The organism is Amycolatopsis sp. NPDC058278, from assembly GCF_042881395.1.
Lineage (GTDB): Bacteria > Actinomycetota > Actinomycetes > Mycobacteriales > Pseudonocardiaceae > Amycolatopsis.
In genome coordinates, this window is the sequence record NZ_JBHVXZ010000138.1 from 1 (window position 1) to 24,679 (window position 24,679).

Annotated in this window: 22 protein-coding genes; 17 read left to right on the top strand and 5 right to left on the bottom strand. The window is 72.3% G+C overall.

The genetic code is table 11. The features are described from left to right. Positions 1-202: 202 nt before the first annotated feature. Complete coding sequence (gene glmM / locus ACFVYA_RS42325) at positions 203-1,537, top strand: phosphoglucosamine mutase (RefSeq protein WP_387053248.1); 1,335 nt, start codon at positions 203-205, stop codon at positions 1,535-1,537. Here the strand turns inward: glmM and ACFVYA_RS42330 are convergent. Then, positions 1,523-2,407: a cytochrome P450 gene (locus tag ACFVYA_RS42330; RefSeq protein ID WP_285988133.1), complete on the bottom strand. Its 885-nt coding sequence runs from the start codon at positions 2,405-2,407 to the stop codon at positions 1,523-1,525. The two genes, glmM and ACFVYA_RS42330, sit on opposite strands and share 15 nt — an antisense overlap. Before the next feature lie 30 nt (positions 2,408-2,437). On the opposite strand from ACFVYA_RS42330, the gene ACFVYA_RS42335 reads away from it, so the two are divergent. The 5 genes from ACFVYA_RS42335 (at position 2,438) to ACFVYA_RS42355 (ending at position 7,758) form a co-directional block, all read left to right on the top strand. Continuing rightward, positions 2,438-3,976, top strand: coding sequence for a fatty acyl-AMP ligase (locus ACFVYA_RS42335; RefSeq protein ID WP_387053250.1), 1,539 nt, complete (start codon positions 2,438-2,440; stop codon positions 3,974-3,976). Beyond that, positions 3,969-4,229: an acyl carrier protein gene (locus ACFVYA_RS42340; RefSeq protein ID WP_285988135.1), complete on the top strand. Its 261-nt coding sequence runs from the start codon at positions 3,969-3,971 to the stop codon at positions 4,227-4,229. The genes ACFVYA_RS42335 and ACFVYA_RS42340 overlap by 8 nt, the downstream gene beginning before the upstream one ends. Before the next feature lie 166 nt (positions 4,230-4,395). Further along, positions 4,396-4,710: a hypothetical protein gene (locus tag ACFVYA_RS42345; RefSeq protein WP_285988136.1), complete on the top strand. Its 315-nt coding sequence runs from the start codon at positions 4,396-4,398 to the stop codon at positions 4,708-4,710. Continuing rightward, positions 4,710-7,274 carry a WXG100 family type VII secretion target gene (locus tag ACFVYA_RS42350; RefSeq protein ID WP_387053252.1) on the top strand — a complete coding sequence of 855 codons (2,565 nt, stop codon included), beginning with the start codon at positions 4,710-4,712 and terminating at the stop codon, positions 7,272-7,274. Before ACFVYA_RS42345 ends, ACFVYA_RS42350 begins: the two co-directional genes overlap by 1 nt. Before the next feature lie 19 nt (positions 7,275-7,293). Then, positions 7,294-7,758, top strand: a complete 465-nt coding sequence (locus ACFVYA_RS42355) for a hypothetical protein (RefSeq protein WP_387053254.1) — start codon at positions 7,294-7,296, stop codon at positions 7,756-7,758. 36 nt (positions 7,759-7,794) lie between these two features. Here the strand turns inward: ACFVYA_RS42355 and ACFVYA_RS42360 are convergent, their stop codons facing one another. Beyond that, positions 7,795-8,619 carry a dienelactone hydrolase family protein gene (locus tag ACFVYA_RS42360; RefSeq protein WP_387053256.1) on the bottom strand — a complete coding sequence of 275 codons (825 nt, stop codon included), beginning with the start codon at positions 8,617-8,619 and terminating at the stop codon, positions 7,795-7,797. A gap of 321 nt (positions 8,620-8,940) precedes the next feature. Here ACFVYA_RS42360 and glmS point away from each other — a divergent pair, with 321 nt between their 5' ends. Genes glmS through tsaE form a run of 8 tightly spaced genes read left to right on the top strand, consistent with a single transcriptional unit; the run spans position 8,941 to position 18,365 of the window. Beyond that, positions 8,941-10,803: a glutamine--fructose-6-phosphate transaminase (isomerizing) gene (gene glmS, locus ACFVYA_RS42365; protein ID WP_387053258.1), complete on the top strand. Its 1,863-nt coding sequence runs from the start codon at positions 8,941-8,943 to the stop codon at positions 10,801-10,803. Between the two features lie 17 nt (positions 10,804-10,820). Further along, positions 10,821-12,260 carry an NAD(P)H-hydrate dehydratase gene (locus ACFVYA_RS42370; RefSeq protein WP_387053260.1) on the top strand — a complete coding sequence of 480 codons (1,440 nt, stop codon included), beginning with the start codon at positions 10,821-10,823 and terminating at the stop codon, positions 12,258-12,260. Positions 12,261-12,316: 56 nt separating this feature from the next. Then, positions 12,317-13,153, top strand: a complete 837-nt coding sequence (locus ACFVYA_RS42375; protein WP_285988142.1) for a DeoR/GlpR family DNA-binding transcription regulator — start codon at positions 12,317-12,319, stop codon at positions 13,151-13,153. Next, the gene (gene xylB / locus ACFVYA_RS42380) at positions 13,143-14,573 is read left to right on the top strand and encodes a xylulokinase (RefSeq protein WP_285988143.1); all 1,431 of its coding nucleotides are present in this window, start codon (positions 13,143-13,145) and stop codon (positions 14,571-14,573) included. Before ACFVYA_RS42375 ends, xylB begins: the two co-directional genes overlap by 11 nt. 3 nt (positions 14,574-14,576) lie before the next feature. After that, positions 14,577-15,668, top strand: a complete 1,092-nt coding sequence (locus ACFVYA_RS42385; RefSeq protein ID WP_387053262.1) for an ABC transporter ATP-binding protein — start codon at positions 14,577-14,579, stop codon at positions 15,666-15,668. A 29-nt stretch (positions 15,669-15,697) separates the two neighbouring features. Next, a complete protein-coding gene (alr, locus tag ACFVYA_RS42390) occupies positions 15,698-16,813 on the top strand; it encodes an alanine racemase (RefSeq protein ID WP_387053264.1) in 1,116 nt (371 codons plus the stop codon). After that, the gene (locus tag ACFVYA_RS42395) at positions 16,810-17,907 is read left to right on the top strand and encodes an alpha/beta fold hydrolase (protein WP_387053266.1); all 1,098 of its coding nucleotides are present in this window, start codon (positions 16,810-16,812) and stop codon (positions 17,905-17,907) included. The genes alr and ACFVYA_RS42395 overlap by 4 nt, the downstream gene beginning before the upstream one ends. Before the next feature lie 2 nt (positions 17,908-17,909). Next, positions 17,910-18,365, top strand: a complete 456-nt coding sequence (gene tsaE, locus ACFVYA_RS42400) for a tRNA (adenosine(37)-N6)-threonylcarbamoyltransferase complex ATPase subunit type 1 TsaE (protein WP_387053268.1) — start codon at positions 17,910-17,912, stop codon at positions 18,363-18,365. Between the two features lie 76 nt (positions 18,366-18,441). Here the strand turns inward: tsaE and ACFVYA_RS42405 are convergent, their stop codons facing one another. The 3 genes from ACFVYA_RS42405 to ACFVYA_RS42415 form a co-directional block, all read right to left on the bottom strand. After that, positions 18,442-19,404, bottom strand: coding sequence for a serine hydrolase (locus ACFVYA_RS42405; protein WP_387053280.1), 963 nt, complete (start codon positions 19,402-19,404; stop codon positions 18,442-18,444). A 114-nt stretch (positions 19,405-19,518) separates the two neighbouring features. Beyond that, positions 19,519-20,847, bottom strand: coding sequence for a carboxyl transferase domain-containing protein (locus tag ACFVYA_RS42410; protein WP_387053270.1), 1,329 nt, complete (start codon positions 20,845-20,847; stop codon positions 19,519-19,521). After that, positions 20,840-22,264, bottom strand: a complete 1,425-nt coding sequence (locus ACFVYA_RS42415) for an acyl-CoA synthetase (protein ID WP_387053272.1) — start codon at positions 22,262-22,264, stop codon at positions 20,840-20,842. Before ACFVYA_RS42415 ends, ACFVYA_RS42410 begins: the two co-directional genes overlap by 8 nt. Before the next feature lie 99 nt (positions 22,265-22,363). Here ACFVYA_RS42415 and tsaB point away from each other — a divergent pair, with 99 nt between their 5' ends. The 3 genes from tsaB to tsaD are packed head-to-tail and all read left to right on the top strand — an operon-like array spanning position 22,364 to position 24,551. After that, on the top strand, positions 22,364-23,029 hold the full coding sequence (gene tsaB, locus ACFVYA_RS42420) for a tRNA (adenosine(37)-N6)-threonylcarbamoyltransferase complex dimerization subunit type 1 TsaB (protein WP_387053274.1): 666 nt from the start codon (positions 22,364-22,366) through the stop codon (positions 23,027-23,029). Continuing rightward, a complete protein-coding gene (gene rimI / locus ACFVYA_RS42425) occupies positions 23,026-23,505 on the top strand; it encodes a ribosomal protein S18-alanine N-acetyltransferase (protein ID WP_387053276.1) in 480 nt (159 codons plus the stop codon). The genes tsaB and rimI overlap by 4 nt, the downstream gene beginning before the upstream one ends. Further along, positions 23,505-24,551, top strand: a complete 1,047-nt coding sequence (gene tsaD / locus ACFVYA_RS42430) for a tRNA (adenosine(37)-N6)-threonylcarbamoyltransferase complex transferase subunit TsaD (RefSeq protein WP_387053278.1) — start codon at positions 23,505-23,507, stop codon at positions 24,549-24,551. The genes rimI and tsaD overlap by 1 nt, the downstream gene beginning before the upstream one ends. Positions 24,552-24,679: the final 128 nt, after the last annotated feature.

The window sequence follows — 24,679 nt, forward strand, 5'->3', positions numbered from 1 at the left end:
CGGCCCCCCAGTACAGCACGCGCGCATCGCCCCCCCCGGCGCGGACCACCGGCCCGCCCATCGGTCCATCGGATGGGCGCTCCGGCGTTTTTCCCGGGGGTCTGGTTCGTTTCCGGGCCCCGGTGCGACTTCACCGGGGCGGGGGAACGCGGTCCGCCGGGATCGCTAGGTTGTCGTGGTGGTCGCAGAAGGAGGTCGACAGATGGCACGCCTGTTCGGAACCGACGGGGTCCGTGGCCTGGCCAACGCCGAGCTGACGCCGGAGCTGGCGCTGGCATTGGCGGCCAGCGCCGCTCGCGTGCTCGCTGCGCACGACCGCTCGCACCGGCCGGTCGCGGTCGTCGGCCGCGACCCGCGCGCCAGCGGCGAGATGCTGGAAGCCGCGGTCGTGGCGGGCCTCACGTCCGCCGGGGCCGACGTGCGCCGCGTCGGGGTGCTGCCCACGCCCGCCGTCGCCTACCTGGTCGGCGCGCTCGAGGCCGACCTCGGCGTGATGATTTCCGCGTCGCACAACCCGATGCCCGACAACGGCATCAAGCTCTTCGCCGCGGGTGGGCACAAGCTCCCCGACGGCATCGAAGACGAGATCGAAGCCGGCCTCGCGGCCGGCAAGGTCCGCCCCACCGGCGCCGGTGTGGGGCGCGTCACGGACGTCGAAGACGCCCTCGACCGCTACGCCACCCACCTGCTCGACGCCACGCCGAACCCGCTCGCCGGGCTCAAGGTGGTCGTCGACTGCGCCAATGGCGCTGCCTCCGCCGCCGCGCCCGAGGTCTACCGCCGCGCCGGCGCCGAGGTCGTCGCGCTGCACGCCGACCCGGACGGCATCAACATCAACCAGCACTGCGGCTCCAACCACCCGGAGAAGCTGCGCGAAGCGGTCGTCGCCCACGGTGCCGACCTCGGCATCGCCCACGACGGCGACGCCGATCGCTGCGTGGCCGTCGACTCCGCCGGCGAGCTGGTGGACGGCGACCAGATCATGGCGGTCCTGGCGCTCGCGCTGGCCGAGGCCGGCGAGCTGACCAAGGACACCCTGGTCGCGACCGTGATGAGCAACCTCGGCCTGCACCTGGCCATGAAGGCGCACGGCATCACGGTGCTCACGGCCGCGGTGGGCGACCGGTACGTCCTGGAGGAGCTGCGCGCCGGCGGCTTCGCGCTGGGCGGCGAGCAGTCGGGCCACGTCGTGCTCCCGGCGCACGCGACCACCGGCGACGGCCTGCTGACCGCGCTGCGCCTGATGAGCCGCATGGCCGAGACGGGCAAGTCGCTGGCCGACCTGGCGGCCGTGATGAACCGCCTGCCGCAGGTGCTGGTCAACGTGCCGGTCGCCGACAAGGCCGCGGTCGCCGGCTCGTCCGAGGTCCGCACCGCCGTCGGCGAGATCGAGGCCGAGCTGGGCGAGGAGGGCCGGGTGCTGCTGCGCCCGTCCGGCACCGAGCAGCTGGTCCGCGTGATGGTCGAGGCGCCGGCGCAGTCCACCGCGCAGGCCGCGGCCGACCGCCTGGCCGGCGTCGTCTCAGCGGTTTCCTGACGCGAGGGTGACCACGGCCTTCGCCGGGCCGTGGAACACCGGGTGGGTCTTCCAGCGGACTTCGTCCACCCGGCAGCCGCCGCCGAGGACTTCCGCCAGCGCCGTGAGGGCGATCTCACCTTCGGCCACCGCGACCCCGGAGCCGGGGCACGCGTGCCGGCCGAGCCCGAACGGCAGGCCGTCGGCCAGGGAGATCGCCACCGGGCCGTCCGGGCCGAACCGGAGGACGTACCGGGCGGGGCAGATCGCCGTCACCAGCTCGCGCACGGTCCGCGGACCCGAAGTCGCGAGTTCGAGGCCGGCGCACGCCAGGAAGTTCAGCGAGTTCTCGTAGGCCGCGTGCGCCAGGACCACCGGGTTGAACATCAGCTCGTCGTCGTCCAGCCGCCCGGCCGCGTGCGCCGCCCGCAGCGCCGTCAGGCCGCCCGGCCCGGCCGGGGCCCGGCTGAGCTGCACCGCCAGCCGGAACGCCGACGCCTGCCCCGCCCGGTCGGTGCCGCCGAAGACGTCGAGGTTCGCCGTCGTCGCCTCGAGGTGGTCCAGGAACACGTCGTCGAGGGGCACGCCCAGCACCGCCGACGTCACCGCGCCCGCCACCGGCCGCGCGAAGTCGCGCACCAGGTCGAACGACGTCCCCAGCCCGGCCACGGTCGTTTCGATCCCGGCCCGCAGGGCCTCGGGAATCGGCTCCAGCCCGGCGATGATCTCCCGCAGCACCGCGCGCAGGCGAGTGTGCTCGTCGCCGTCCCGCAGCAGCACGCTGGGCGAGCCGCCGCCGGGATCCGACGTCAGCCCGGGTGACCGCAGGGCCCGCGCGCACGCGTCGCGGCCGGAGACCACCCCGATGCCGTGCCGTTCGAACTCGTCCATCGCTTCGACACGGTAGGGCAGGATGGGACCGTGCCGCCCGCAGAAGTCCCGGATGACGTCCTGGCCACGCCGTTCACGGACTACCTGCTCCGCAACGCGGGCGAAGATCGTCCCGCCTTCACCTGCCGCACCTTCCCGGGACCCGCCGACCACACGCTGACCTGGCCGCAGGTGCTCGCGCGCGTCCGCGGAGTCGCCCGCGAGCTGCGGCGCGTCACTCGCCCGGGTGACCGGGTGGCGATCGTCGCCCGGCAGGACCTCGGCTACGTCACCGCCTTCCTCGGCACGCTCTACGCGGGGCGCGTCGCGGTGCCGCTGTCCGTGCCGACCGGCCGCACCGGCCGCGCCCGGATCGAGTCGGCCTTCGCGGACGCCACCCCGGCGGCCTGCCTGACCTCGACGGACTTCCTGGACAAGGTCCCGACGGCCACCGCGCTCGCCGTCGAGGACATCGAGGACGCCGGGCCCGGCGACGCCGAGCCGCCCGCCGCCGTGGCGATGACCGATCCCGCGTACCTGCAGTACACCTCCGGCTCGACGCGCCGCCCGGCCGGCGCGGTGATCTCGCACCGCGCGCTGGTGGCCAGCTGCTGGCAGACCACGCGGTGCTACCGCGCCGACGCGTCGACCCCGCTGACCGGCTGGGTGCCGTTCTTCCACGACATGGGCCTGATCCTGCTCATCGGCACGCCCGTCTTCCTCGGCTCGCGGTCGGTCTTCTTCACGCCGATGGAGTTCGTGCGCGATCCGCTGCGCTGGATCCGGCTGCTGGCCGAGCACCCCGGAGTCGTCAGCGCCGCGCCCAACTTCGCCTTCGACCTGGCCGCCGAAGCGGCGGGGGACCTCGAAGCCGCCGACCTCTCGCGGGTGAACTCGGTGCTCAACGGCAGCGAGCCGGTCCGCGCGGCCACCGTCGAGGCCTTCGAGCGGGCCTTCGCCCCCTTCGGGCTGCCGCGGGCCGCGCACAAGCCGTGTTACGGGCTGGCCGAGGCGACGGTGTTCGTCACGAGCGCGGGTGCCGAGGGGCCCACCGTGCGGGCGTTCGACGGCGAGCCGCGCGTGTCGGTGGGGCGGCCGTACGGTCAGCGGATCCGCATTGTCGACAAAGAGATCCAGGTGTCCGGGCCCAACGTCGCCGACGGCTACTGGGGCCGTGACGACGTGCTCGCCCCCGGCGGCTGGCTGCGCACCGGCGACCTCGGCTTCGTCCACGACGGCGAGCTCTACGTCACCGGACGGCGCAAGGACCTGATCATCGTCGACGGCCGCAACCACCACCCGCAGGACATCGAAGCGACCGTCGAGGCCGCGCACCCCGGCATCCGGCGCGTCGCCGCGTTCGCCGTGCGGGACGGCCACGGCGAAGGCGTCGCGGTCGTGGCCGGCTGCCTCACCCGGGACGAGGCGGTCGAGACGGCCGTGCGGCGGGCCGTCTCGGCGGCCCACGACCTGCCGCTGCGCGCCCTGTGGCTGGTCCGGCCGGGGGAGGTGCCGCGGACCTCCAGCGGCAAGGTGTCCCGCGTCGCGGCTCGCGAGCGCTGGTGGGGCGAGAATGAGCGGCATGGCTGACCCGGGCACCTACGTCGACGAGATCCGGCGGATCATCAGCTTCGCGCTGGAGATCCCGCCCGAGCGGCTCGCCGACACGACGCCGTTCGACGACCTCGGCATGACGTCCCGGCAGCGGATCCAGCTGCTGGCGCGGGTCGAGGTGAACTACGGCGTCTCGGTCGACATCGACGAGCTCGACCGGCTGGTGGACATCCGCGGCGTCGCCGAGGTGATCGCCGAGGCGGTCACGGCGCAGCGCGCCGGCGGGTAGCTCCCGCCCGGGTGCACTTCGCGGAAGCCCAGGTCCGCCGCCCGGCCGGCCGCTAGACTCTGTGCATCTGCGACGGCACCGAACGGTGTCCGGGCGCGTCACAGTCCCGGAACATCAGCGAGGACTGGCACATCGCAGGACTGTGTGATCGAAGGGGGCAGCCACCATGCCGAACGGGTATGAAGCGAGTTCGGAGGCGATGACGCGGGCGCAGATCCGCCTGGCGGACGTCGCCGACGACCCGGCGGCCGAGGCCAAGAAGGTCGCGCCGACGGAGATCGTCGCCGTGGACTTCGGCCGCGTGCACCAGGAGAGCTTCGGCAAGTACAAGGCCGGGTTGGACGAGATCGGCGCGGGCCTGACCGGGCTGTCGAACGCACTGCTGAACCTCGGCGGCGGAATCGGGACCGCGGGCGGCAAGTACACCACGCAGGAAGCGAACGCCGGGGCGACGGCGAACCAGGCCGGGGGTAACCGCTGATGGCCGAATGGGCTGAGATCAAGAAGGTCCTCGACGACCCGAACGTGTCGATGGAAGCCAAGTCCAAGCTGATGGACGAATACGGCGAGGACACGTTCAACTTCAACGCGGAAGAAGAGGAATACGCGAAGAAGTACATCGAGGACTACTCCGGCTGGAACCCCACCAACGACTGGCTGCCGGGCTCCTCCTCCGATGTCGACGAAGCGCTGAAGGAAGCCCAGCAGGAAGCCGCGGCCAAGAACCAGGAACACCAGCGGCAGACCGCCGAGCGCGACCAGGCGAAGAAGAACCTCGACGGAATCGCCACGCCGACGCTGGGGGCCGGCGCGAAGAGTTCCGACGAACAGCTCGACCAGGGCAACGTCGCGGTCGACCTGCTGGCGAAGTGGACCGACGAGGTCTGGAACCAGATCAAGGGCGGCGAGAGCGAGAAGAAGAACTCCCAGACGGACCTCAAGGACAAGTTCCACGAGAACCGCGGGATCCAGTACCAGAAGTTCCTGAGCGACGCCGACGACCTCGGCAAGGCGCACAAGGTCGTCGAGGACACCCTCGGCAAGAGCGACACCGAGCTCCAGACCCTCTTCGGCGAGTGGAAGGGCAAGGGCGCCAACGCCGCGGAGATCAAGTACGACGAGACGATCAAGCCGCACGCCAAGGAGCTCTCGCAGCAGATCGACGGGGCGGCGAAGCTGATCCCGCAGACCGTGACGCAGGTCTACACCGCGGTCAAGAAGAAGGTCGACGAGGTCCTGCAGCTGCACCGCCCGGTGATCGCCGAGGCCGACATCCCGATGGCCAAGGACGTCCTCAAGGTCGCCAACGGCGACACCGGGGAATTCGACGACTTCATGAAGGTCGCGAGCTGGATCGACTCCGTCAACGCGAAGCACGGCAACCCGTCGAACCTCGCCGAGCGCCTGCAGAACGACGACTGCGGCTTCAACGACGAGAACAAGGAATACGGCCGCAACGTCTGCCGCTACTGGCGCGACGGCGCGTTCTCGACCGAGTACAAGAGCCTGATCGCCGCGTTCGACGGGTCCTGCAAGGCGGCCAAGCAGACCATCGACCAGCAGTTCGGCGCGCTGGCGCGGTACCTGGACGGCTACCGCAACCAGCTGACCGAGGCCAAGAACGAGGGCGGCGCCGACAAGACCGGGAACACCGGCAACACGGGGAACACCGGCAATACGGGAAACACCGGGAACACCGGCACCGGCAGCACGGGGAGCACCGGCAGCGGGAGCACCGGCAGCACCGGGAGCGGCTCCACGACACCGTCGGCAGCCGAGCCCCCGAAGGCCGAGGAGCCCGCGAAGCCCGAGGAGGGCAAGAACCCGATCACCGGGAAGCCCCTCGAGGTCGACCCGGCGACCGGCGAGCCGTACCCGATCGACCCGAAGACCGGCGAAGCCATCAAGGACACCGACGACACGGACACGGTGTCGGTCAAGAAGGGCGACAACACGATCTCGATGTCCGAGCCCGACAAGGAGGGCAAGCAGGACATCTCCGTGGACGACGGCCACGGCAACAAGAAGGACTACCACCTCGACTGGGGTGACGACGACAAGGCCGAGGCCGGCAAGGACGGCGCCGGCAAGGATGGCGCGGGCAAGGACGGCGCCGCCGGGGACAAGGCGTCCTTCGGGCCGCAGGGCAGCCAGCAGGCGGTCAAGGACGGCCAGCCCTCGGCCGACGGCTCCTACAAGCCGGGTGCGGACGGCAAGATCCACATCCAGGACGGCAACCTCAAGATCACCGCGGAACGGCCGGAGGGCCCGGACGGCCCGACGATCGTGACGGTCGACGACGGCAAGGGCGAGCCGACCACCTACACCCTGGACGAGAAGGACGACCCCAAAGCCGCGGACCTGAAGGCGGACGGCCTCAAGGCGGACGTCAAGCCGGTGACCGACGGCGCCGGCTCGGAGATCCGGCACGACGCGAACGCCGAGCCCCCGCTGGCGAAGGACCCCGCACCGCCCAACCCCGACCCGGGCTTCACGCGCAGCGAAGCGGCTTCGGGCACCGGCGGGTTCAGCGCGCCCGGCGGCTTCGACGGTGACCTCGGCGGCGGGGGCAGCGTCGGGGCCGAGCCCGCGGTGGCGACGGCCGACGCGGGCGCCGGGGCCGGGACGGGGACCGGCTCCGCCGACTCGACCACGACGGCCGGCGCGAGCGACTTCGGCTCGGCCGTCACCGGTGGCGGGTCACCGGACTTCGCCGGTGCCGTCTCGCTCGACCCGGGTGCCCAGACGGGCAGCGACACCTCGCTGCCGATGTCCGACGGCGGCGGGCTCGGTGCCACTCCGGTCGACCCCGGCATGCACCAGGCCGCCGCGAGCTCGTCGAGCTCGAGCGCGATGTCGGGCATGGGCGGCATGGGCATGATGGGCGGCATGGGCGGCGCGCCGGGCGGTGGCGGCGGCGACCAGCAGCGCGGGCCCAGCCAGTACCGCATCGAGGGCGGCGTGTTCGAGACGAGTGGCGCGAAGGGCCGCATCAGCGGCTCGCTCGACGACGAGGGTGACCGTTCGATCCGGTACGACCGGTGACGAGGGCCGAGGAGGGCCGATGAGCAGCGCCGAAGACCGGTATCGCGCGGCGATTTCGACGATGGAAGCGGCGGCACGGGAGCAGGACGAACAGCGGGGACTCCGCGAACGCCGGCTCGCCGAGGCCCAGCAGCAGGCCAGCGAGGGCATGCAGAAGGAGCTGGCCGCCGCGCAGAAGTACGCCGAGCACATGGACGAGCTCAACAAGCGCAAGCAGAGCGCGGGCGGCTGGGCGACGGAGAAGACGCTGGCCGACAAGTCCCGCGAGTCGCTGATGGAGTTCGGCGTCCACGAGGAAGAGGCGGGCACCGGCTACCCGAACTACCCGACGCCGAGCTACGGAACCCCGGTCGCGGCGCCGGTTCCGCCGCGGCCGGAACCGGCACCGGAACCACCGGCGGCGCCCGAGCCGCCGAGGCGGGGGCGGCACGCGCGTCAGCCCGACGACGAGGACGACTTCTCCAGCACCAGCTGGCTGGTCTGACCGGAAGGGCCCGGCTCCGGCCGGGCCCTTCCCACGTCAGTGGGCGGGTTCTTCTTCCCGCTCGATGGGCGCGCGCTTGACGTCCGCCTCGAGCAGGGGCCGGTACTTGTCGGTGCCGGTCAGGTGGGTCAGGAAGAACGCCGTGAACAGCGCGCGCGTGAGCTGCTGGGTCTTGCGGTGCGGCTTGCCGTGCATGAACAGCTGCGACCAGTGCCGGCCCTCGGTGACGCCCAGGTGGGACGCCTTGCCGAGGAACCGCAGCTGAACGTCGTCACCGCCCCAGGCGCCCGCGATCGCTTCGGCGTGCGCGACAGCGGGGGCGACCAGGTCGGCTTCGGCGGCGAGGTGCAGACCGGGAACGGTGATCGCCGTCGCCGACTCGGTGGCCGGCGGCAGCGTCTGGGCCGCGGTGATGGTGGCGACGGCCTTGATCCGCGGGTTGTCGCTCCGAGCGTCCTGCGCCGCGGCGAGGACGGCGGATCCGCCGCCGGTGGAGTGGCCGGCGAGGCCGAGCTTGGCGGGGTCGACGCTGATGCCGTCCGGACCGAGCCGGACGGTCGTGACGACGTCGAGGGTGGTCAAGAGGTCGGCGGCGAGCAGCCGGTGCGAGGGCAGCGGCCCGCGCTGGGTGGCCGGCGCGGCGGCGACGATGCCCCAGCTCGCGAGGTGGCGCAGCAGCTGCTGGTACCGGTCGGGTGGCTGCAGCCACCCGTGCCCGAAGGCGACGGCCGGCAACCCGAGCCCGGCGCGCGGCGTGAAGACCACGCCGGGCAGCCCGACCAGGGCGAGGTCGCCCCGCAGGACCTCGTGCGGACCCGGATGTGTCAACTCCGCGAGCAGCTGCTTGGGCTTGCTGGCCATGGTCGCCAACCCTACTGTGCGGACCCCGCCGCGGCTCGCCCGCCGCCCCGGCGCGCCGCCTGCTCGCGCGCTGCCTCGGTCACCCCAGCGCCCAAGGTGGCGCCGGGTGCGTGTGGCGCACCCGGCGTGGTGCCGGGTGGCCCGCGGGGGCGCCCCCGTTTTCCACGTTACCGGCCGCCACCGACGGTTTCGGTCGCCCGCGCGTCCCGAGGTCTCGGCCGAGCCGCATTGGTTCGAACCACGCGTCGCGCTTTTCCGCAGGTCGGAGGGTGATCTCGGACCCCGTCAACCGGCTGGATATCCCTCGTTAGGCTGGTGAGCGTGTGTGGAATCGTGGGATATGTCGGGCACCGCCCGGCTCTGGACGTCGTCCTCGGCGGGCTCCGGCGCATGGAGTACCGCGGTTACGACTCCGCCGGGGTCGCGGTCCTCGACGGCGCCGGCGCGCTGACCGTCGAGCGCAAGGCGGGCCGGCTGGCCAACCTGGAAGGCCGGCTCGACGAGGTCGGCCGCGAGCACTTCGGCGGCACCGCCGGCATGGGGCACACCCGCTGGGCCACCCACGGTGCGCCGATCGACCGCAACTCGCACCCGCACCGGGACGCCTCGCAGCGCGTCGCCGTCGTGCACAACGGCATCATCGAAAACTTCGCCGCCCTCCGCGCCGAGCTCGAAGCCGACGGCATCGAGATGGCCAGCGACACCGACACCGAAACCGCCGCCCACCTGGTGGCCCGCGCGTACACCGAAGGCGACACCAAGGGCGACCTCACCGCCAGCGTCGCCGCCGTCTGCCGCCGCCTCGAAGGCGCGTTCACCCTGGTCGTGACGCACGCCGAGCACCCGGACACGATCGTGGCCGCCCGCCGGTCTTCGCCGCTGGTCGTCGGGGTCGGCGAGGGCGAGCACTTCGTCGCCTCCGACGTCGCCGCCTTCATCGAGCACACCCGCGAGGCCGTCGAGCTCGGCCAGGACCAGCTCGTCGTCATCACCCGCGATGGCTACGACGTCCTGGACTTCCACGGCGACGCCGCCCAGGCCAAGCCGTTCACGGTCGACTGGGACCTCTCCGCCGCCGAGAAGGGCGGCCACGAGTACTTCATGCTCAAGGAGATCGAGGAGCAGCCCGAGGCGCTGGCCAACACGCTGCGCGGGCACTTCGAGTCCGGCCGGATCATCCTCGACGAGCAGCGCATCTCCGACCAGGACCTGCGTGACGTCGACAAGGTCTTCGTCGTCGCTTGCGGATCGGCCTACCACTCCGGCCTGGTCGCCAAGTACGCCATCGAGCACTGGACGCGGCTGCCGGTCGAGGTCGAGCTGGCGTCGGAATTCCGCTACCGCGACCCGGTCCTCGACCGCGACACGCTGGTCGTCGCCGTGTCGCAGTCCGGCGAGACGGCGGACACGCTGGAAGCCGTCCGGCACGCCCGCGAGCAAAAGGCGCGCGTCCTGGCCGTCTGCAACACCAATGGCGCGCAGATCCCGCGCGAGTCCGACGCCGTCCTCTACACCCACGCCGGGCCCGAGATCGGCGTCGCCTCGACGAAGGCGTTCCTCGCCCAGATCGCGGCCAACTACCTGGTCGGCCTGGCGCTGGCGCAGGCCCGCGGCACGAAGTACCCGGACGAGGTCGCGCGCGAGTACGCCGAGCTGGAGGCCATGCCCGCGGCCGTCCAGAAGGTACTGTCCACTGTGGAGCAGGTGCGGGACCTCGGTCGCCGGATCGCCGACTCGAAGGCGATCCTGTTCCTCGGCAGGCACGTCGGTTTCCCGGTCGCCCTCGAAGGCGCGCTGAAGCTCAAGGAACTCGCGTACATGCACGCCGAGGGCTTCGCGGCCGGCGAGCTCAAGCACGGCCCGATCGCGCTGATCGAAGACGGCCTGCCGGTCGTCGTCGTGATGCCGTCGCCGAAGGGCCGCGCGGTGCTGCACTCGAAGCTCGTGTCGAACATCAGCGAGATCCAGGCGCGTGGCGCGCGCACGATCGTCATCGCCGAAGAGGGCGACGAGACGGTCCGGCCGTTCGCCGACGAGCTCATCGAGGTCCCCGCGGTGCCGACGCTGCTGCAGCCGCTGGTGTCCACCGTGCCGCTGCAGGTGCTGGCCGCGGAGATCGCCCGCGCCCGCGGGTACGACGTCGACAAGCCGCGTAACCTGGCGAAGTCCGTCACTGTCGAGTAGTTGCGGGAGGCCCCGCCGTGCAGGGAATCTGGACCACGGAACGGATTCGTGAGGCGGAGGGACGGGCGTTCGCCGTCACGCCCGAGGGCGAGCTGATGCGGCGGGCGTCGTTCGGGCTCGCGGTGCAGCTCGCGGACTTCCTCGACGACCACACCGGCGGCGTGTCCGGCCGCCGGGTCGTCCTCCTGGTCGGCTCGGGCGACAACGGCGGTGACGCCCTGTGGGCCGGGGCGTTCCTGCGCCGCCGTGGAGTCGCGGTGACGGCGATCCTGCTGAACCCCGCCAAGGCGCATCCGGCGGGGGTGAAAGCCCTGCGCCGCGCCGGCGGCCGCGTGGTGTCCGCCGAGGACGGTCCACAGTGGATCGCGAAAGCGGACGTCGTGGTCGACGGGATCGTCGGCATCTCCGCCCGCGGCTCACTGCGGCCCGATGCGGCGCGGCTGGTCGAGCTGGTCGAGGCCCCGATCGTCGCGGTCGACCTGCCCAGTGGCGTCGACCCGGACACCGGCGCGGTCGACGGGCCCGCGGTCAAAGCCACCCGCACGGTCACGTTCGGCGCGCTCAAGCCGGTGCACGCGCTGGCGCCGTCGTGGTGCGGTGAAGTCGTGCTGGTCGACATCGGCCTCGAACTGACGGACCCCGATCTCCGGCGGCTCGACATCGTGGACGTCGCCGCGGCCTGGCCGGTGCCCGGCCCGGAAGACGACAAGTACAGCCAGGGTGTCGTCGGCGTCGCGGCGGGTTCGGCGACCTACCCGGGCGCGGCGGTGCTGGCCGCGGGCTCGGCGGTCCGCGCGACGTCGGGTCTCGTGCGGTACGCGGGCCACGCGGCGGACACCGTCCGCGCGCAGTGGCCGGAGGTCATCGCGACCGGCACGGTGGCCGACGCGGGCCGGGTCCAGGCGTGGGTGGTCGGGCCGGGCATCGGCACCGGCTCCGAAGGACGGGATGTCCTGCGGCACGTGCTGGGCCGGGGCGTCCCGGTCTGCGCGGACGCCGACGCGACGACGATCATCGCGAAGTCCCCGGAGGTCCTGGACGCCCGCGACCCGGACACGCCGCTGGTCCTGACGCCCCACGCGGGCGAGTACGAGCGCCTGATGGGCCGGAAGCCGGGGGCGGACCGCGTGACGGCGGCGCGCGAAGCGGCGAAGAAGTACGACGCGGTGGTGCTGCTGAAGGGGCACGTCACGGTGATCGCGGCCCCGGACGGGCGGATCGCGGTGAACCGTCCCCGAGGAGCCTGGCTGGCCACGGCCGGTTCGGGTGACGTGCTGTCGGGCCTGGTGGGCGCCCTCCTGGCGGCCGGCTTGGACCCCTGGCTCGCCGCCGCCGCGGCCGCCGATGTGCACTCGCTCGCCGGGGCCATCGCGGCCCAGAACGCCCCGACCTCGGCGTCCGGCCTGGTCCACGCCATCCCCGAGGCCATCCGGTCGATCCGCTCACTAACAACCTGAGAAGACTTATCGAGTTCTCTGTTAACTTCGCGCGATAAATCTGGTAAGAAGTCCGTGTGAGCGGCGGCACAGCAGCATCCGGAGACCGGAAGACCCGGCCGTCCGATGCTGTCGTCGAGCGGCGGCGGCAGGACATCCTCGATCACGTCATCGAGGAGGGCGAGGCCCGGATCGACGACCTGACGTCGAAGTTCAAGGTCAGCCTGATGACCATGCACCGCGACCTCGACGACCTGGCCGAACGCCGGCTCCTGCGCAAGCTGCGCGGCAAGGTCGAGGCCTACCCGGCGCTCACCATCGAGAGCGCCGCCCGCTTCCGCGACACGCTCCACCACGGCGAAAAAGAAGCGCTCGGCGAGGCCGCCGCGAACCACGTGCAGCCCGGCCAGACCGTCTTCGTCGACGACTCCACCACCCTCCTCCCGCTGGTCAAGCGGCTCGCCGAGATCGACGCCCTGACCGTCGTCACCAACTCGCTGCACGCCGCCCGGCTGCTCGGGCCCCAGGTCGAGGTCGTACTCGCCGGCGGCCGCTACAGCCACGAGTACGACTCCTGCGCCGGGCCCGAGGTCCTCGACCTGCTCGACAGCATCCGCGCCGACGTCTCCTTCGTGTCGGTCACCGCCGTCGCCGTCGGGCGGCTGTTCCACCCCGATCGTGACTACGCCGAGCTCAAGAAGGCCGCGCTCAAGGTCGCGAACCACACCGTCCTCGTCGTCGACCACTCGAAGTTCGGCCGCACCGCCACCTACGCGCACGGCGACGTCGGCGACTACGACCTGCTGATCACGGGCCAGGCCACACCCACCGAGGAGATCGAGGCCGCGCTGAACGCGGGCACCGCGATCGAGATCGTCGAACACGTCGCAGAGGGGCAGCCCTATGACAGCTGAACTGGTCGCCGGCATCGACTCGTCCACGCAGTCGACCAAGGTCGTCGTGTGTGACGCCGCCACCGGCGAAATCGTCCGCACCGGCCGTGCACCGCACCCCGACGGCACCGAGGTCGCTCCCGCCGCCTGGTGGGACGCCTTCAAGGAAGCCACGAACGGCCTGCTCGACGGCGTCACGGCCATCGGCGTCGGCGGCCAGCAGCACGGCATGGTCACGCTGGATGAAAACAACGACGTGGTCCGGCCGGCGCTGCTCTGGAACGACACCCGGTCCGCGCAGGCGGCCCTCGACCTCATCGAGGAGCTCGGCGGGCCGTCGGCCTGGGCGAAGTCCGTCGGCTCGGTGCCGGTTGCCAGCTTCACCGTCACGAAGCTGCGCTGGCTGGCCGACAACGAGCCGAAGCTCGCCGACCGCGTCGCGCGCGTGCTGCTCCCGCACGACTGGCTGACCTGGAAGCTCACCGGCGGTGACCCGGTCACCGACCGCGGCGACGCCTCCGGCACCGGCTACTTCTCGCCGTCCGACAACGCCTACCGCCTCGACGTCCTGAGCCACGCCTTCGGCGGCCGGACGCCGGAGCTGCCCACCGTGCTCGGCCCGGCCGACGCCGCCGGCCACACCCCGGACGGCGTGCTCGTCTCGGCCGGCACCGGCGACAACATGGCCGCGGCGCTCGGGCTGGAACTCAAGCCCGGCGACGCCGTCGTCTCGCTCGGCACCAGCGGCACCGTGTTCGGCGTCGCCGAGACCGGCGCGGCCGACGTCAGCGGCGAGGTCGCCGGGTTCGCCGACGCGACCGGCCGCTTCCTCCCGCTCGCCTGCACGCTCAACGCCGCCCGCGTCCTCACCGCGACGGCCGCGATGCTCGGCGCGACGCTCAGCGAGTTCGACCGGCTCGCCCTGACCGCCGAGCCCGGCGCGGGCGGGCTGACGTTCCTGCCGTACCTGGACGGCGAGCGCACCCCGAACCTGCCCGGCGCCACCGGCTCGCTGGCCGGGCTGACCAGGGACAACATGTCCCCGGAGAACCTCGCGCGCAGTGCCGTCGAAGGCATGCTCTGCGGCCTGGCCGCGGGCCTCGACGCGGTGCGCGCGCACGGCCTCGACGTCCAGCGCGTGCTGCTGATCGGCGGGGGCGCGCAGTCGCGGGCCGTCCGCGCGGTCGCGCCGCTGGTGTTCGGCGTGCCCGTGCAGCTGCCCGAAGTCGCCGAGTACGTCGCGCTCGGCGCGGCGCGGCAGGCGGCGTGGGCCCTGGCGTCCAGCGCGGAACCCCCGTCCTGGCAGGAGAACCAGAAGCTCCGGCTCGAGCTGGACGAGCCGACCGAGGCGCAGCGCGCCGCGGGCCACCGGATCCAGCAGCGCCACCTCGAAGCCCGCGAAGCGGCTTACGGGGTCCGGCGGAATCTCGGAGAGGACTGACCGATGGCTTCCATCACCTACGACAAGGCGACCCGGCGCTACCCGGGTTCGGAGCGTCCCGCGGTCGACGCGCTGGACCTGGAGATCGCCGACGGCGAGTTCCTCGTGCTGGTCGGCCCGTCCGGCTGCGGCAAGTCGACCAGCCTGCGCATGCTCGCCGGCCTCGAGGACATCGACGACGGCGCCGTCTGGATCGGCGAGCGCGACGTCACCCAGCTGCCGCCGCGCTCGCGGGACATCGCGATGGTGTTCCAGAACTACGCGCTGTACCCGCACATGACGGTCGCGCAGAACATGGGCTTCGCGCTGAAGATCGCCGGGCGCCCGGCGTCCGAGATCAAGCAGAAGGTCCTCGAGGCCGCGAAGCTGCTCGACATCGTGGACTACCTCGACCGCAAGCCGAAGGCGCTCTCCGGTGGTCAGCGCCAGCGCGTCGCGATGGGCCGCGCGATCGTCCGCGAGCCGCAGGTCTTCCTCATGGACGAGCCGCTGTCGAACCTCGACGCCAAGCTGCGTGTGTCGACGCGTACGCAGATCGCCGCGCTGCAGCGCCGCCTCGGCGTCACGACGGTGTACGTCACGCACGACCAGGTCGAAGCCATGACGATGGGTGACCGCGTCGCGGTGCTGTCGGACGGCCTGCTGCAACAGTGCGACACCCCGCGCGCCCTGTACGACCGGCCCGCAAACGCTTTCGTCGCCGGGTTCATCGGCTCGCCGGCGATGAACCTCGCCACCGCGAAGCTGACCCAGGACGGGGCGAAGGTGGGTGGCGCGCGCGTGCCGTTGACCCGCGAGACGATCGCCGCGGCCGACGGCGACACCGTGACCCTGGGCTTCCGCCCCGAGGCCCTCGAGGTCGTGACGAACGAGGAGGGCGCCCTGCCGGTCAAGGTGGACCTGGTCGAGGAGCTCGGCTCGGACGCCTTCGTCTACGGCAAGCTCGCCCAGACCGACGCCGACGACACCCGGCCCAACGTCGTCGTCCGGGTCGACCCGCGCACGCCGCCGGCCATGGGCGACACGCTCCACCTGCGGATCCGCCCCGACGAGCTGCACGTGTTCTCCGCCACGTCCGGGGCGCGCCTGCCCTGACCTCGGGTCATGGGAAACTGGAGGGCGCCATGTCCTCCAGTTTCCCCCGCGCCCAGGTCGACATCGACCTCGGCGCGATCCGCCACAACCTCACCCTGCTGGGCGCCCGCGCGCCCGGCTCCCAGGTGATGGCCGTGGTCAAAGCCGACGCCTACGGCCACGGCGCGCTGCCGGTGGCGCGCGCCGCGGTCGAGGCCGGGGCCACCTGGCTGGGCACCTGCTCGCTCGGCGAGGCACTGGGTCTTCGCGCGGCCGGGATCAAGGCCCGGCTGTTCAGCTGGCTGGACACCCCGGACGTCGACTTCGGCGCCGGTATCGAGGCCGACGTCGACCTCGCGGCCAGCTCGCTGGGTGAGCTTCGCCGCATCGCGGCCGCGGCGAAACCGGGTACTCCCGCTCGTGTGCACCTCAAAATCGACACCGGCCTGTCGCGCAACGGCTGCCCGCCCGCCGCGTGGGCCGAGCTGGTCGAAGCGGCGGCCGCCGAACCGCGGGTCGAGGTCGTCGCGATCTGGTCCCACCTCGCGTGCGCCGACGAGCCGGAACACCCCTCGATCGACCTGCAGGCCAAACGCTTCGCCGTGGCCTACGACGCCGCCCGGGCCGCCGGGCTCGACCCGATGCGGCACCTGGCGAACTCCGCGGCCCTGCTCACCCGGCCGGACCTGCACTTCGACGTCGTCCGGCCCGGCATCGCGATGTACGGGCTGAACCCGGTGCCGCAGCCGGAAGACCTGCGCCCGGCCATGACGTTCCGGTCGGCCGTCGCGCTGGTCAAGCGCATCGAGGCCGGAGAATCGGTGTCCTACGGGCACACCTGGACCGCTTCACGGGACACGAACCTGGCGCTCGTCCCGGCCGGCTACGCCGACGGCGTCCCGCGTTCCCTTTCGGGCCGCATGGACGTACTCCTCGGCGGGCAGCGCCGGCCGGTCGCCGGGCGGGTCTGCATGGACCAGCTGGTGGTCGACTGCGGTGACTACGAGCCCGCCGTCGGCGACGAGGTCGTCCTCTTCGGCGACGGCGCGCACGGCGAGCCGACCGCCCGGGAGTGGGCCGACAAGCTGGGCACCATCGACTACGAGATCGTGACCTCGATGTACCGCCCGCGGGTCCGGCGCCGGTATCTGGGGGCGAGCTCGTGACACCTTCACGACGATTGCTGGCCATCGCCGGCGGGGTCGGGGCCCTGGCCACCGGGACCGCCGCCGTCATCGCCGTCGCCGCGCAGCAGCGGCGGCACAGTGAGGATCCGTACGTGGACGAGCCGCTGGGGGAGCTGAAGCCCGACCGCACTTCGACGGTCGCGGCCGAGGACGGCACGCCGCTTTCGGTCGAGGAGATCGATCCGGAAGACGGCGGCGAACCGGAACTGACTGTCGTGGGAGTACACGGCTTCGCGCTTTCGCGGCGCTGCTGGCATTTCCAGCGTCGTGACCTCGCGTCGCTCCGGCTGCCTCGCGTGCGTCAGGTGTACTACGACCACCGCAGCCACGGGCTGTCCGGCGCGGCTTCGACCGAGACGTCGACCATCGAGCAGCTGGCCCGGGACCTGGACTGCGTGCTGCGGTCCGTGGTGCCGGAGGGGCCCATCGTGCTGCTGGGGCACTCGATGGGCGGCATGGTGATCATGGAGCTGGCCGCCGAGTTCCCCGCGCTGTTCGAAGAGCGGGTGGAAGGTGTCGCCTTCATCGCGACGGCGGCGGGCGAAGTCGGCGCACGCGGATTGCCGCGTTCGCTGCTCTCGAAGTACAACCCGCTGACGCGCGCGGCCGGCGGGCTCGCCGGCTGGCAGCCGGGGCTGGTGGAGTTCGTCCGCGCGGCGGGTGGCCAGCTGACGCGCCAAGCCGTGCGCCGGCTGGCGTTCGGCAGCCGCGACGTCGCCCCGCGGCTCGTCGACTTCATGCTCGAAATGCTGGAAGTGACGCCGGTGCGCGGGCTCGTCAACTTCATCGACACCCTCGGCAGCCACAACCGCTACGCCGCGCTGGCCGGCCTCAAGCACGCGGAAGTGCTGGTCATCGGCGGCGATTCGGACCGGTTCACGCCGTTCGCGCACGCCGAGCGGATCGCGGCCGAGCTGCCCGACGCGGAGCTGGTGCGCGTCCGCGGCGCCGGCCACATGGTCCAGCTCGAGCAGCCCGAGCTGGTGAACAGCCATCTGATCGACCTCCTGCAACGCTGTTCCGGTGTGGACGGCGAATCCTCGTCCCGGCGAACCTGGTGGTGGCAGCGTTGAGCATGGTGTTTCCCACGCCCGAAGAGACCATGGACTTCGGGCGGGCCCTCGGCCGCGCCCTGCGCGCGGGCGACCTGGTCCTGCTGGCCGGGCCGCTCGGCGCGGGCAAGACGACGCTGACCCGCGGCATCGCGGACGGCCTCGGCGTCGGCGGCCGCGTGAGCTCCCCGACGTTCGTCCTGGCCCGTGTCCACCCGGCGGGCTCTCTTGGTGTGCCGTTGGTGCACGTGGACGCGTACCGCCTGGGCGGCGACCTGTCCCAGCTGGACGACCTCGACCTGGACACCGACCTCGAGCGTTCGGCGATCGTGGTCGAGTGGGGCGAGGGTTCGGCGGAGCGACTGTCGGACGACTACCTGGTGGTCCGGATGGACCGCCGCGAGGACGACGTCCGCGAGGTGACCCTGGAGCCGCACGGCACCTGGGCCGACCGCACTCCGGAGCTGGTGCGGGCGTAAGTCCGCACACTGCAGAACTGCCGGAGGGCAGCGACCGCCGTGTGTCCACGGTGGTCGCTGCCCTCGGTAGCTGCTCTCAGCCGCCGTTGTACTGCTGGTAGGCCGGTGCCCGGAACGCCCGGGTGCCGGCGCCCGCGATCTTGTCGACCGCGCGCAGGAACTTCGGCCCCATCTTCGCGGTGGCCTGCCGGACCGGGTGCGTGGCCCCGAAGTCCTCCGGGTTCGCCTGGCCGTGCGCGAACATCGAGTAGATCAGCACCGGCTTGCCCGCGGCGTCGAACATGATTCCCGCCTCGTTGCGGCCGTCGTTCAACCAGCCCGCCTTCGTGGCGATCCTCGCGCGGTCGGCGGACGACATCTCACGCCGGATGCCGTCGGTGAACGCCACCTGCGACCGCAGGAGGGACAGCAGGTAATCCGTCGACGCCGGGCTCAGCAACGTGCCCGCGATCAGCGCCTTCAGCAGGTCGTGGGTCTCGCGCGGAGTGGTCTGGCCGAGGAAGTAGCGGTTCGGGTTGGCCACCGGCGTCACCTGGGTCTTGGGGAAGCCCTTCGCCACCAGGATCTGGTTGATCTCGGCCGCCGGGACCACGAGCCCCACCAGCCGGACGCACGTGTCATCCGAGACGGTGAGGAACAGCGACAGGACGTGACCCAGTGTGAACGCGCTCGGGTACGCCTTGTCCAGGATGATGATGCCGTCGCCACCCGGCACGACGATGCTCGCCGGCACCTGGACCTGCTGGTCCAGCGTGAGCAGGCCACGGTCGATCTTGTCCATCAAGGTGACCGCGACGGCCACCTTGTTCACGCTGTACGCCTCGACGACCTCGTCGGACGCCACGTCGACGGCCACCTGGTCGGCCACACTGATGTAGGAGTTCCAGATGCCGCCTGCCTCAGCGGCCGCGTTGTCGTAGACGCGCTTCACCTTCTGCCTGGCCCGGTCCGGTGTGGCCGGGCTGGCCTCGATGTCTGCTTCCTGCGCGGACGCGGGAGAGCCGGTCAGAACGCTTCCAGCGACGACAGCGGTCCCCAAACCGAACGCCGCTCGCCTGTTGAGTCGATACCCCATCGCAAGATCCAACCACTCGCCGCCCAACGGCCGCTACCTCATCGAGGAATACCGTGCCGCCGGCGGCCGCGACGTCGATCAGCGAGCCGGACCCACCACCGCCCGCGCCACCCCCAGGTCCACCAGGTCCTGCGGCCGCAGGTGCAGCTGGTTGGCGATGTCCGGCACCTCCGAAGCCGGGCGCTTGAGGATCGCCGCCGCGGCTTCCGGTGAGGTCACCGAGAAGTACGCGTCCGGGGCCACCCACGTCGAACCCGCCGCGGCGAACGCCAGTGCGCCGCCCGAGCCGCCTTCGCCGATCACCAGCGTCGTCACCGGGACCGAGGCCGTCGCCACCGCCTCGAACATCTCCGCGATCGCGCCGCCCGCGCCGGCCTGCTCCGCCGCCGCGTCGTTCGCCGCGCCGGGGGTGTCGACCAGCGTCAGCACCGGGATGCCCAGGCGCGACGCCAGCCGCACCAGCCGGGCCGCCGTCCGGAACCCCGACGGCAACGTCGGCGTGCCGCACTGGGCCGCGTACGCGACCGTCCGCCCGTCGCGCCGGCCGAAGCCGCACGCGACACCGGGATCCGCGCCGCCGACGCGGTCGCCGCTGATGTCCTGCCGCCAGTCGAAGTACGCGTCGAGGTACTCCGCCGCCCGGGCCCGCGATGGTGACCGCGCCGCCTGAACCGCTTCCCAGCCCGTCGAAGGCACCGAAACGGTTCGCAGCGCGGACGGCGGCGGAGCCGCGGCCGTCGAATGCGCGGTCAGCAGCCGCAGCCACCGTTCCAGCGTCGTACCGAGTGCCTCCGGGGCCACGACGGCGTCGACCTGACCCCAGCCGAAGTGCGCCTCCGCGGTGTACGCCTCCGGCGAGCCGGCCGGGCGCACCCGCGAGCCCGCGAACCCGACCTGCGCTTCCGGCAGCGCGAGGACGACGTCGGCGCCCGCGCCGAGCGTCGCCCAGCCGCCGCCGGTCGTCGGGTCGCGCAGCACCGAGAGCTGCGGGATGCCCACCGAACGCGTCAGCGCCGACGCCCGCGCCACCCGCTGCAGCTGCATCAACGCGCGCATGCCCTGCTGCATGCGGCTGCCGCCGGTCGCGATCAGCGAAACCACCGGCAGCCGCACGTCGCGGGCGTGCGCGAACGCCGCTTCGATCCGGTCGCCGGTGCGCTGCCCGAGTGACCCGCCGAGGAACCCGAACTCGAAGGCGATCAGCACGGCTTCGACGTCGCCGATCTTCGCCGTCCCGCAGAGGACCGATTCCTTCTCACCCGTGCGCTCTTCCGCGGCGGAACGCGCTTCCCGGTAGCCCGGCCAGCCGATCGGGCCGTCGGCGGGCTCCTCGCGCAGCGGGGTCGGGAACTCCGTGAAACCGCTTCCGATGGCGCCGACGATCTCGCGCGCCGGCAGCCTAGGCACCGAGCGCCCGCTTCATGACCTTGCCCATGTCGTTGCGCGGCAACGCGTCCAGGTACCGGACGACCCGCGGGCGCTTGTGCGGTGCGAGTAGTTTCGCGACGTGGTCGGCGAGCTCGTCGGCGGCCGGTGGCTCGCCGGAGGGCACGATCCACGCGACGATCCGCTCGCCGAGGTCGTCGTCCGGCTCGCCGGTCACGGCCGCTTCGGCGACGCCGGGGTGTTCGAGCAGCGCGTTCTCGATCTCGCCTGCGCCGATCTTGTAACCGCCGCTCTTGATCAGGTCGGTCGCCTTGCGCCCGACGATCTTGACGTACCCGTCGGCGTCGCGCGTCGCCATGTCGCCGGTGCGGAACCAGCCGCCGTCGAACGCGGCCGCGGTCGCGTCCGGGCGGTTGAGGTACTCGGTGAACAAGTTCGGGCCGCGGACCTGGATCTCGCCGACGCTCTCGACGTCGTCGAGCACTTCGCCGGCGTCACCGACCAGCCGCAGTTCGACCCCCCGCAGCGGGACGCCGACCGTGCCGGGCTTGCGCTCGCCGTCCGCGCGGACGCTGGTGTTCATCAGCGTCTCGGTCATGCCGTAGCGCTCGACGACCTGCTGGCCGGTCGCCGCCGTGATCCGCTGGTGGTCGTGCACCGGCAGCGCCGCGGACCCGGAGACCAGCAGCCGGGCGCGCTTGAGCGCGTCGGCGAGCGTGGCGTCGGAGCCGACCTCGCCGGCGATCCGGTGGTACATCGTCGGGACGCCGAACAGCATCGTCGCGCCGGCCGCCAGCTCCCGCGCGACGCCCTCGGTCGAGAACCGGCCGAGGTGGCGCACCGAGCCGCCGCGGCGCAGCGGGCCGAGGATGCCGAGGATCAGCCCGTGCACGTGGAACAGGGGAAGCGCGTGCACCAGTGTGTCCGCGTCAGTCCAGCCCCAGGCGTCTTCCAGGGCGTCCAGTGTGGTCGCGAGCGCGCGGCGGGGGAGCACGACGCCCTTCGGCGGGCCGGTGGTGCCCGAGGTGTAGACGATCAGAGCGGGGGACTCGGCGTCCGGTTCCTCCGGGATCGAGGTGCCCTCGCCGGTGAGGGGGATGTCGCGGCGCGGCAGGGCGGCGAGGCCGGCGGGCAGTTCGGCGCCGGGTTCGGCCAGGACGAGCGCCGGTTCGCTGTCGGCGAGGATGTGGGCGAGCTCGCGCTCGCCGATCTTCGGGTTGAGCGGCACCGCCGGCACCCCGGCGAGCAGCGCGGCGACGACCGCGACGCTCGTGTGCACGGTCGGCGTCGCCCACACGGCCACCCGGCCGGGTGGCAGGTCACGGGCGAGACCACTGGCGACGGCAGCGAGGTCGTCGTAGGACAGGGCGTGGTCGCCGAAGCGCAAGGCTTCCTTCGCGGCGCCGGCGACGAGCGTGGGGAACAAGGGGTCGGGCACCGCGGGGACCTCCCAGTGTCGGACTCGATCAGCACGTTACCGCGCGGATCGATCCCCTGCAGCAACCAGCCGAAGGCGCTGGTCGTAGGCTGGGACACCGTGTTGGTACTGGCGATCGATACTTCGACCCCGGCGGTGACCGCGGGCGTCGTCGCGCTGGAGGGCGGCCTGGTCGAGACGCGCGGTGACCGCGTCACGGTCGACCCCCGCGCCCACGGAGAGCTGATCACGCCGCACGCGCTGGCCGCCGCCGAGGCCGCCGGGGTGACGCTCAAGGACCTCGACGCGATCGTCGCCGGCGTCGGCCCCGGGCCGTTCACCGGCCTGCGCGCCGGCCTGGCCACCGCCGCCGCGCTCGGCCACGCCCTCGGCATCCCGGTGTACCCGGTCTGCAGCCTCGACGCACTGGCCGCCGACGTCGCCCCGGGGGACAACGCTTTCCTCGTGCTCACCGACGCCCGCCGTCGCGAGGTCTACTGGGCCGCCTACGACGCCGCCGGCCGGCGCACCGACGGCCCGCACGTCCAGCGTCCCGCCGACCTCGAGACCGACGTCGAGGTGGCGGCCGGGGACGGCGCCCTCCTGTACGCCGACGTGCTCGACGTCCGGCCGGTCGAGCCGCGCTTCCCGTCGCCCGCCGGGCTGGTGAAGGTCGCGAAGGACGCGTTGCTGGCGAAGGAACCGCCCGCGCCGCTGACCCCGTTGTACCTGCGCCGTCCCGACGCCGCGGAGCCCGCGGCGCCGAAACGGGTGACCGCTCCGTGAGACTCGAACCCCTGCGCCGCATGGACATCGCCCGGTGCGTGGAGATCGAGAAGATCCTGTTCCCCGGCGACGACCCGTGGAGCGCCCGCGCCTTCCACTCCGAACTGGACGCGGGCAACTTCTACCTCGCCGCGCGCTCGGACGAAGGCGGCGAGCTGCTCGGCTACGCCGGGCTGGCCGTCGTCGGTCGCCGCCGCGGCGAGTACGAGGCGACCGTGCACACCATCGGCGTCGCGCCCGAACACCAGGGCCAGGGCATCGGCAAGGCGCTGCTGCAGGCCCTGCTGGCGCGGGCCGACGAGTTCGAGGCGCCGGTCTTCCTCGAGGTCCGCACGGACAACACCACCGCGCTCGCCTTGTACGAGCGCCACGGCTTCGAACGGCTCGGCATCCGGAAGCGCTACTACCAGCCTTCCGGCGCCGACGCGTACACGATGGTCCGCCCGGCGCGGACGCGAGACGGGGTGGCGGGCTGATGGCACGCATCATCATGGGCATCGAGAGCTCGTGCGACGAGACCGGCGTCGGGCTGGTCCGCCTGCACGACGACGGCACGGTCGAGCTGCTCGCGGACGAGGTGGCTTCCAGCGTCGAGCAGCACGCCCGCTTCGGCGGCGTGGTGCCCGAGGTCGCCAGCCGCGCGCACCTCGAAGCGATGGTGCCGACGACCGAACGCGCGTTCGCCACGGCGGGCCTGACACTGTCCGATGTGGACGCCATCGCGGTGACGGCCGGCCCGGGCCTGGCGGGCGCGCTGCTCGTCGGCGTCTCGGCGGCGAAGGCGTACGCGACGGCGCTGGACGTTCCGCTGTACGGCGTCAACCACCTGGCCGGGCACATCGCGGTCGACACGCTGCAGCACGGGCCGTTGCCCACGCCGTGCCTGGCGCTGCTGGTTTCCGGCGGGCACACGCAGCTGCTGCGCGTCGACGACATCGCGTCGTCGATCACCGAGCTCGGGTCCACTGTGGATGATGCGGCCGGTGAGGCGTACGACAAGGTCGCTCGCGTGCTCGGCCTGCCTTACCCGGGCGGCCCGCCGATCGACAACGCGGCCAAGAACGGCAACCCGGCGGCGATCGCGTTCCCCCGTGGCATGACGGGCCCGCGAGATGCTGCGTTCGATTTTTCCTTCTCGGGGTTGAAGACATCGGTCGCGCGTTGGGTCGAAGGAGTTTCGCGGCGCGGCGAGGAGATTCCGGTGGACGACGTCGCGGCGTCGTTCCAGGAGGCCGTTGCGGACGTGCTGACCGCGAAGGCGATCCGCGCTGCTAAGGAGCAGGGGATCGACACGATGGTGATTTCCGGTGGGGTGGCAGCGAATTCGAGGTTGAAGGAGCTGGCTGCGGAGCGTTGCGCGGTCGCGGGTATTGAGCTGCGGGTTCCTCGGCCGAGGTTGTGCACGGACAACGGCGCGATGATCGCGGCATTGGGTGCGCATGTGGTGGCGGCGAAGCGGCCGACGGCGCCGCTGGACTTCAGCGCGAACCCGGCGTTGCCGGTGAACGTGGTGTCGTTGTAGCTATCGGGCGGTTCTCGTCAGCAGCCGCGGGCGACTGAGCCGGCGTTTCCCCGCCACCCCGAAGCCTGATTGTGACTACGGCCGGCGGCACCGGGTCAAGGCGGGAAAGCGTGCCTTGACCCGGCGCC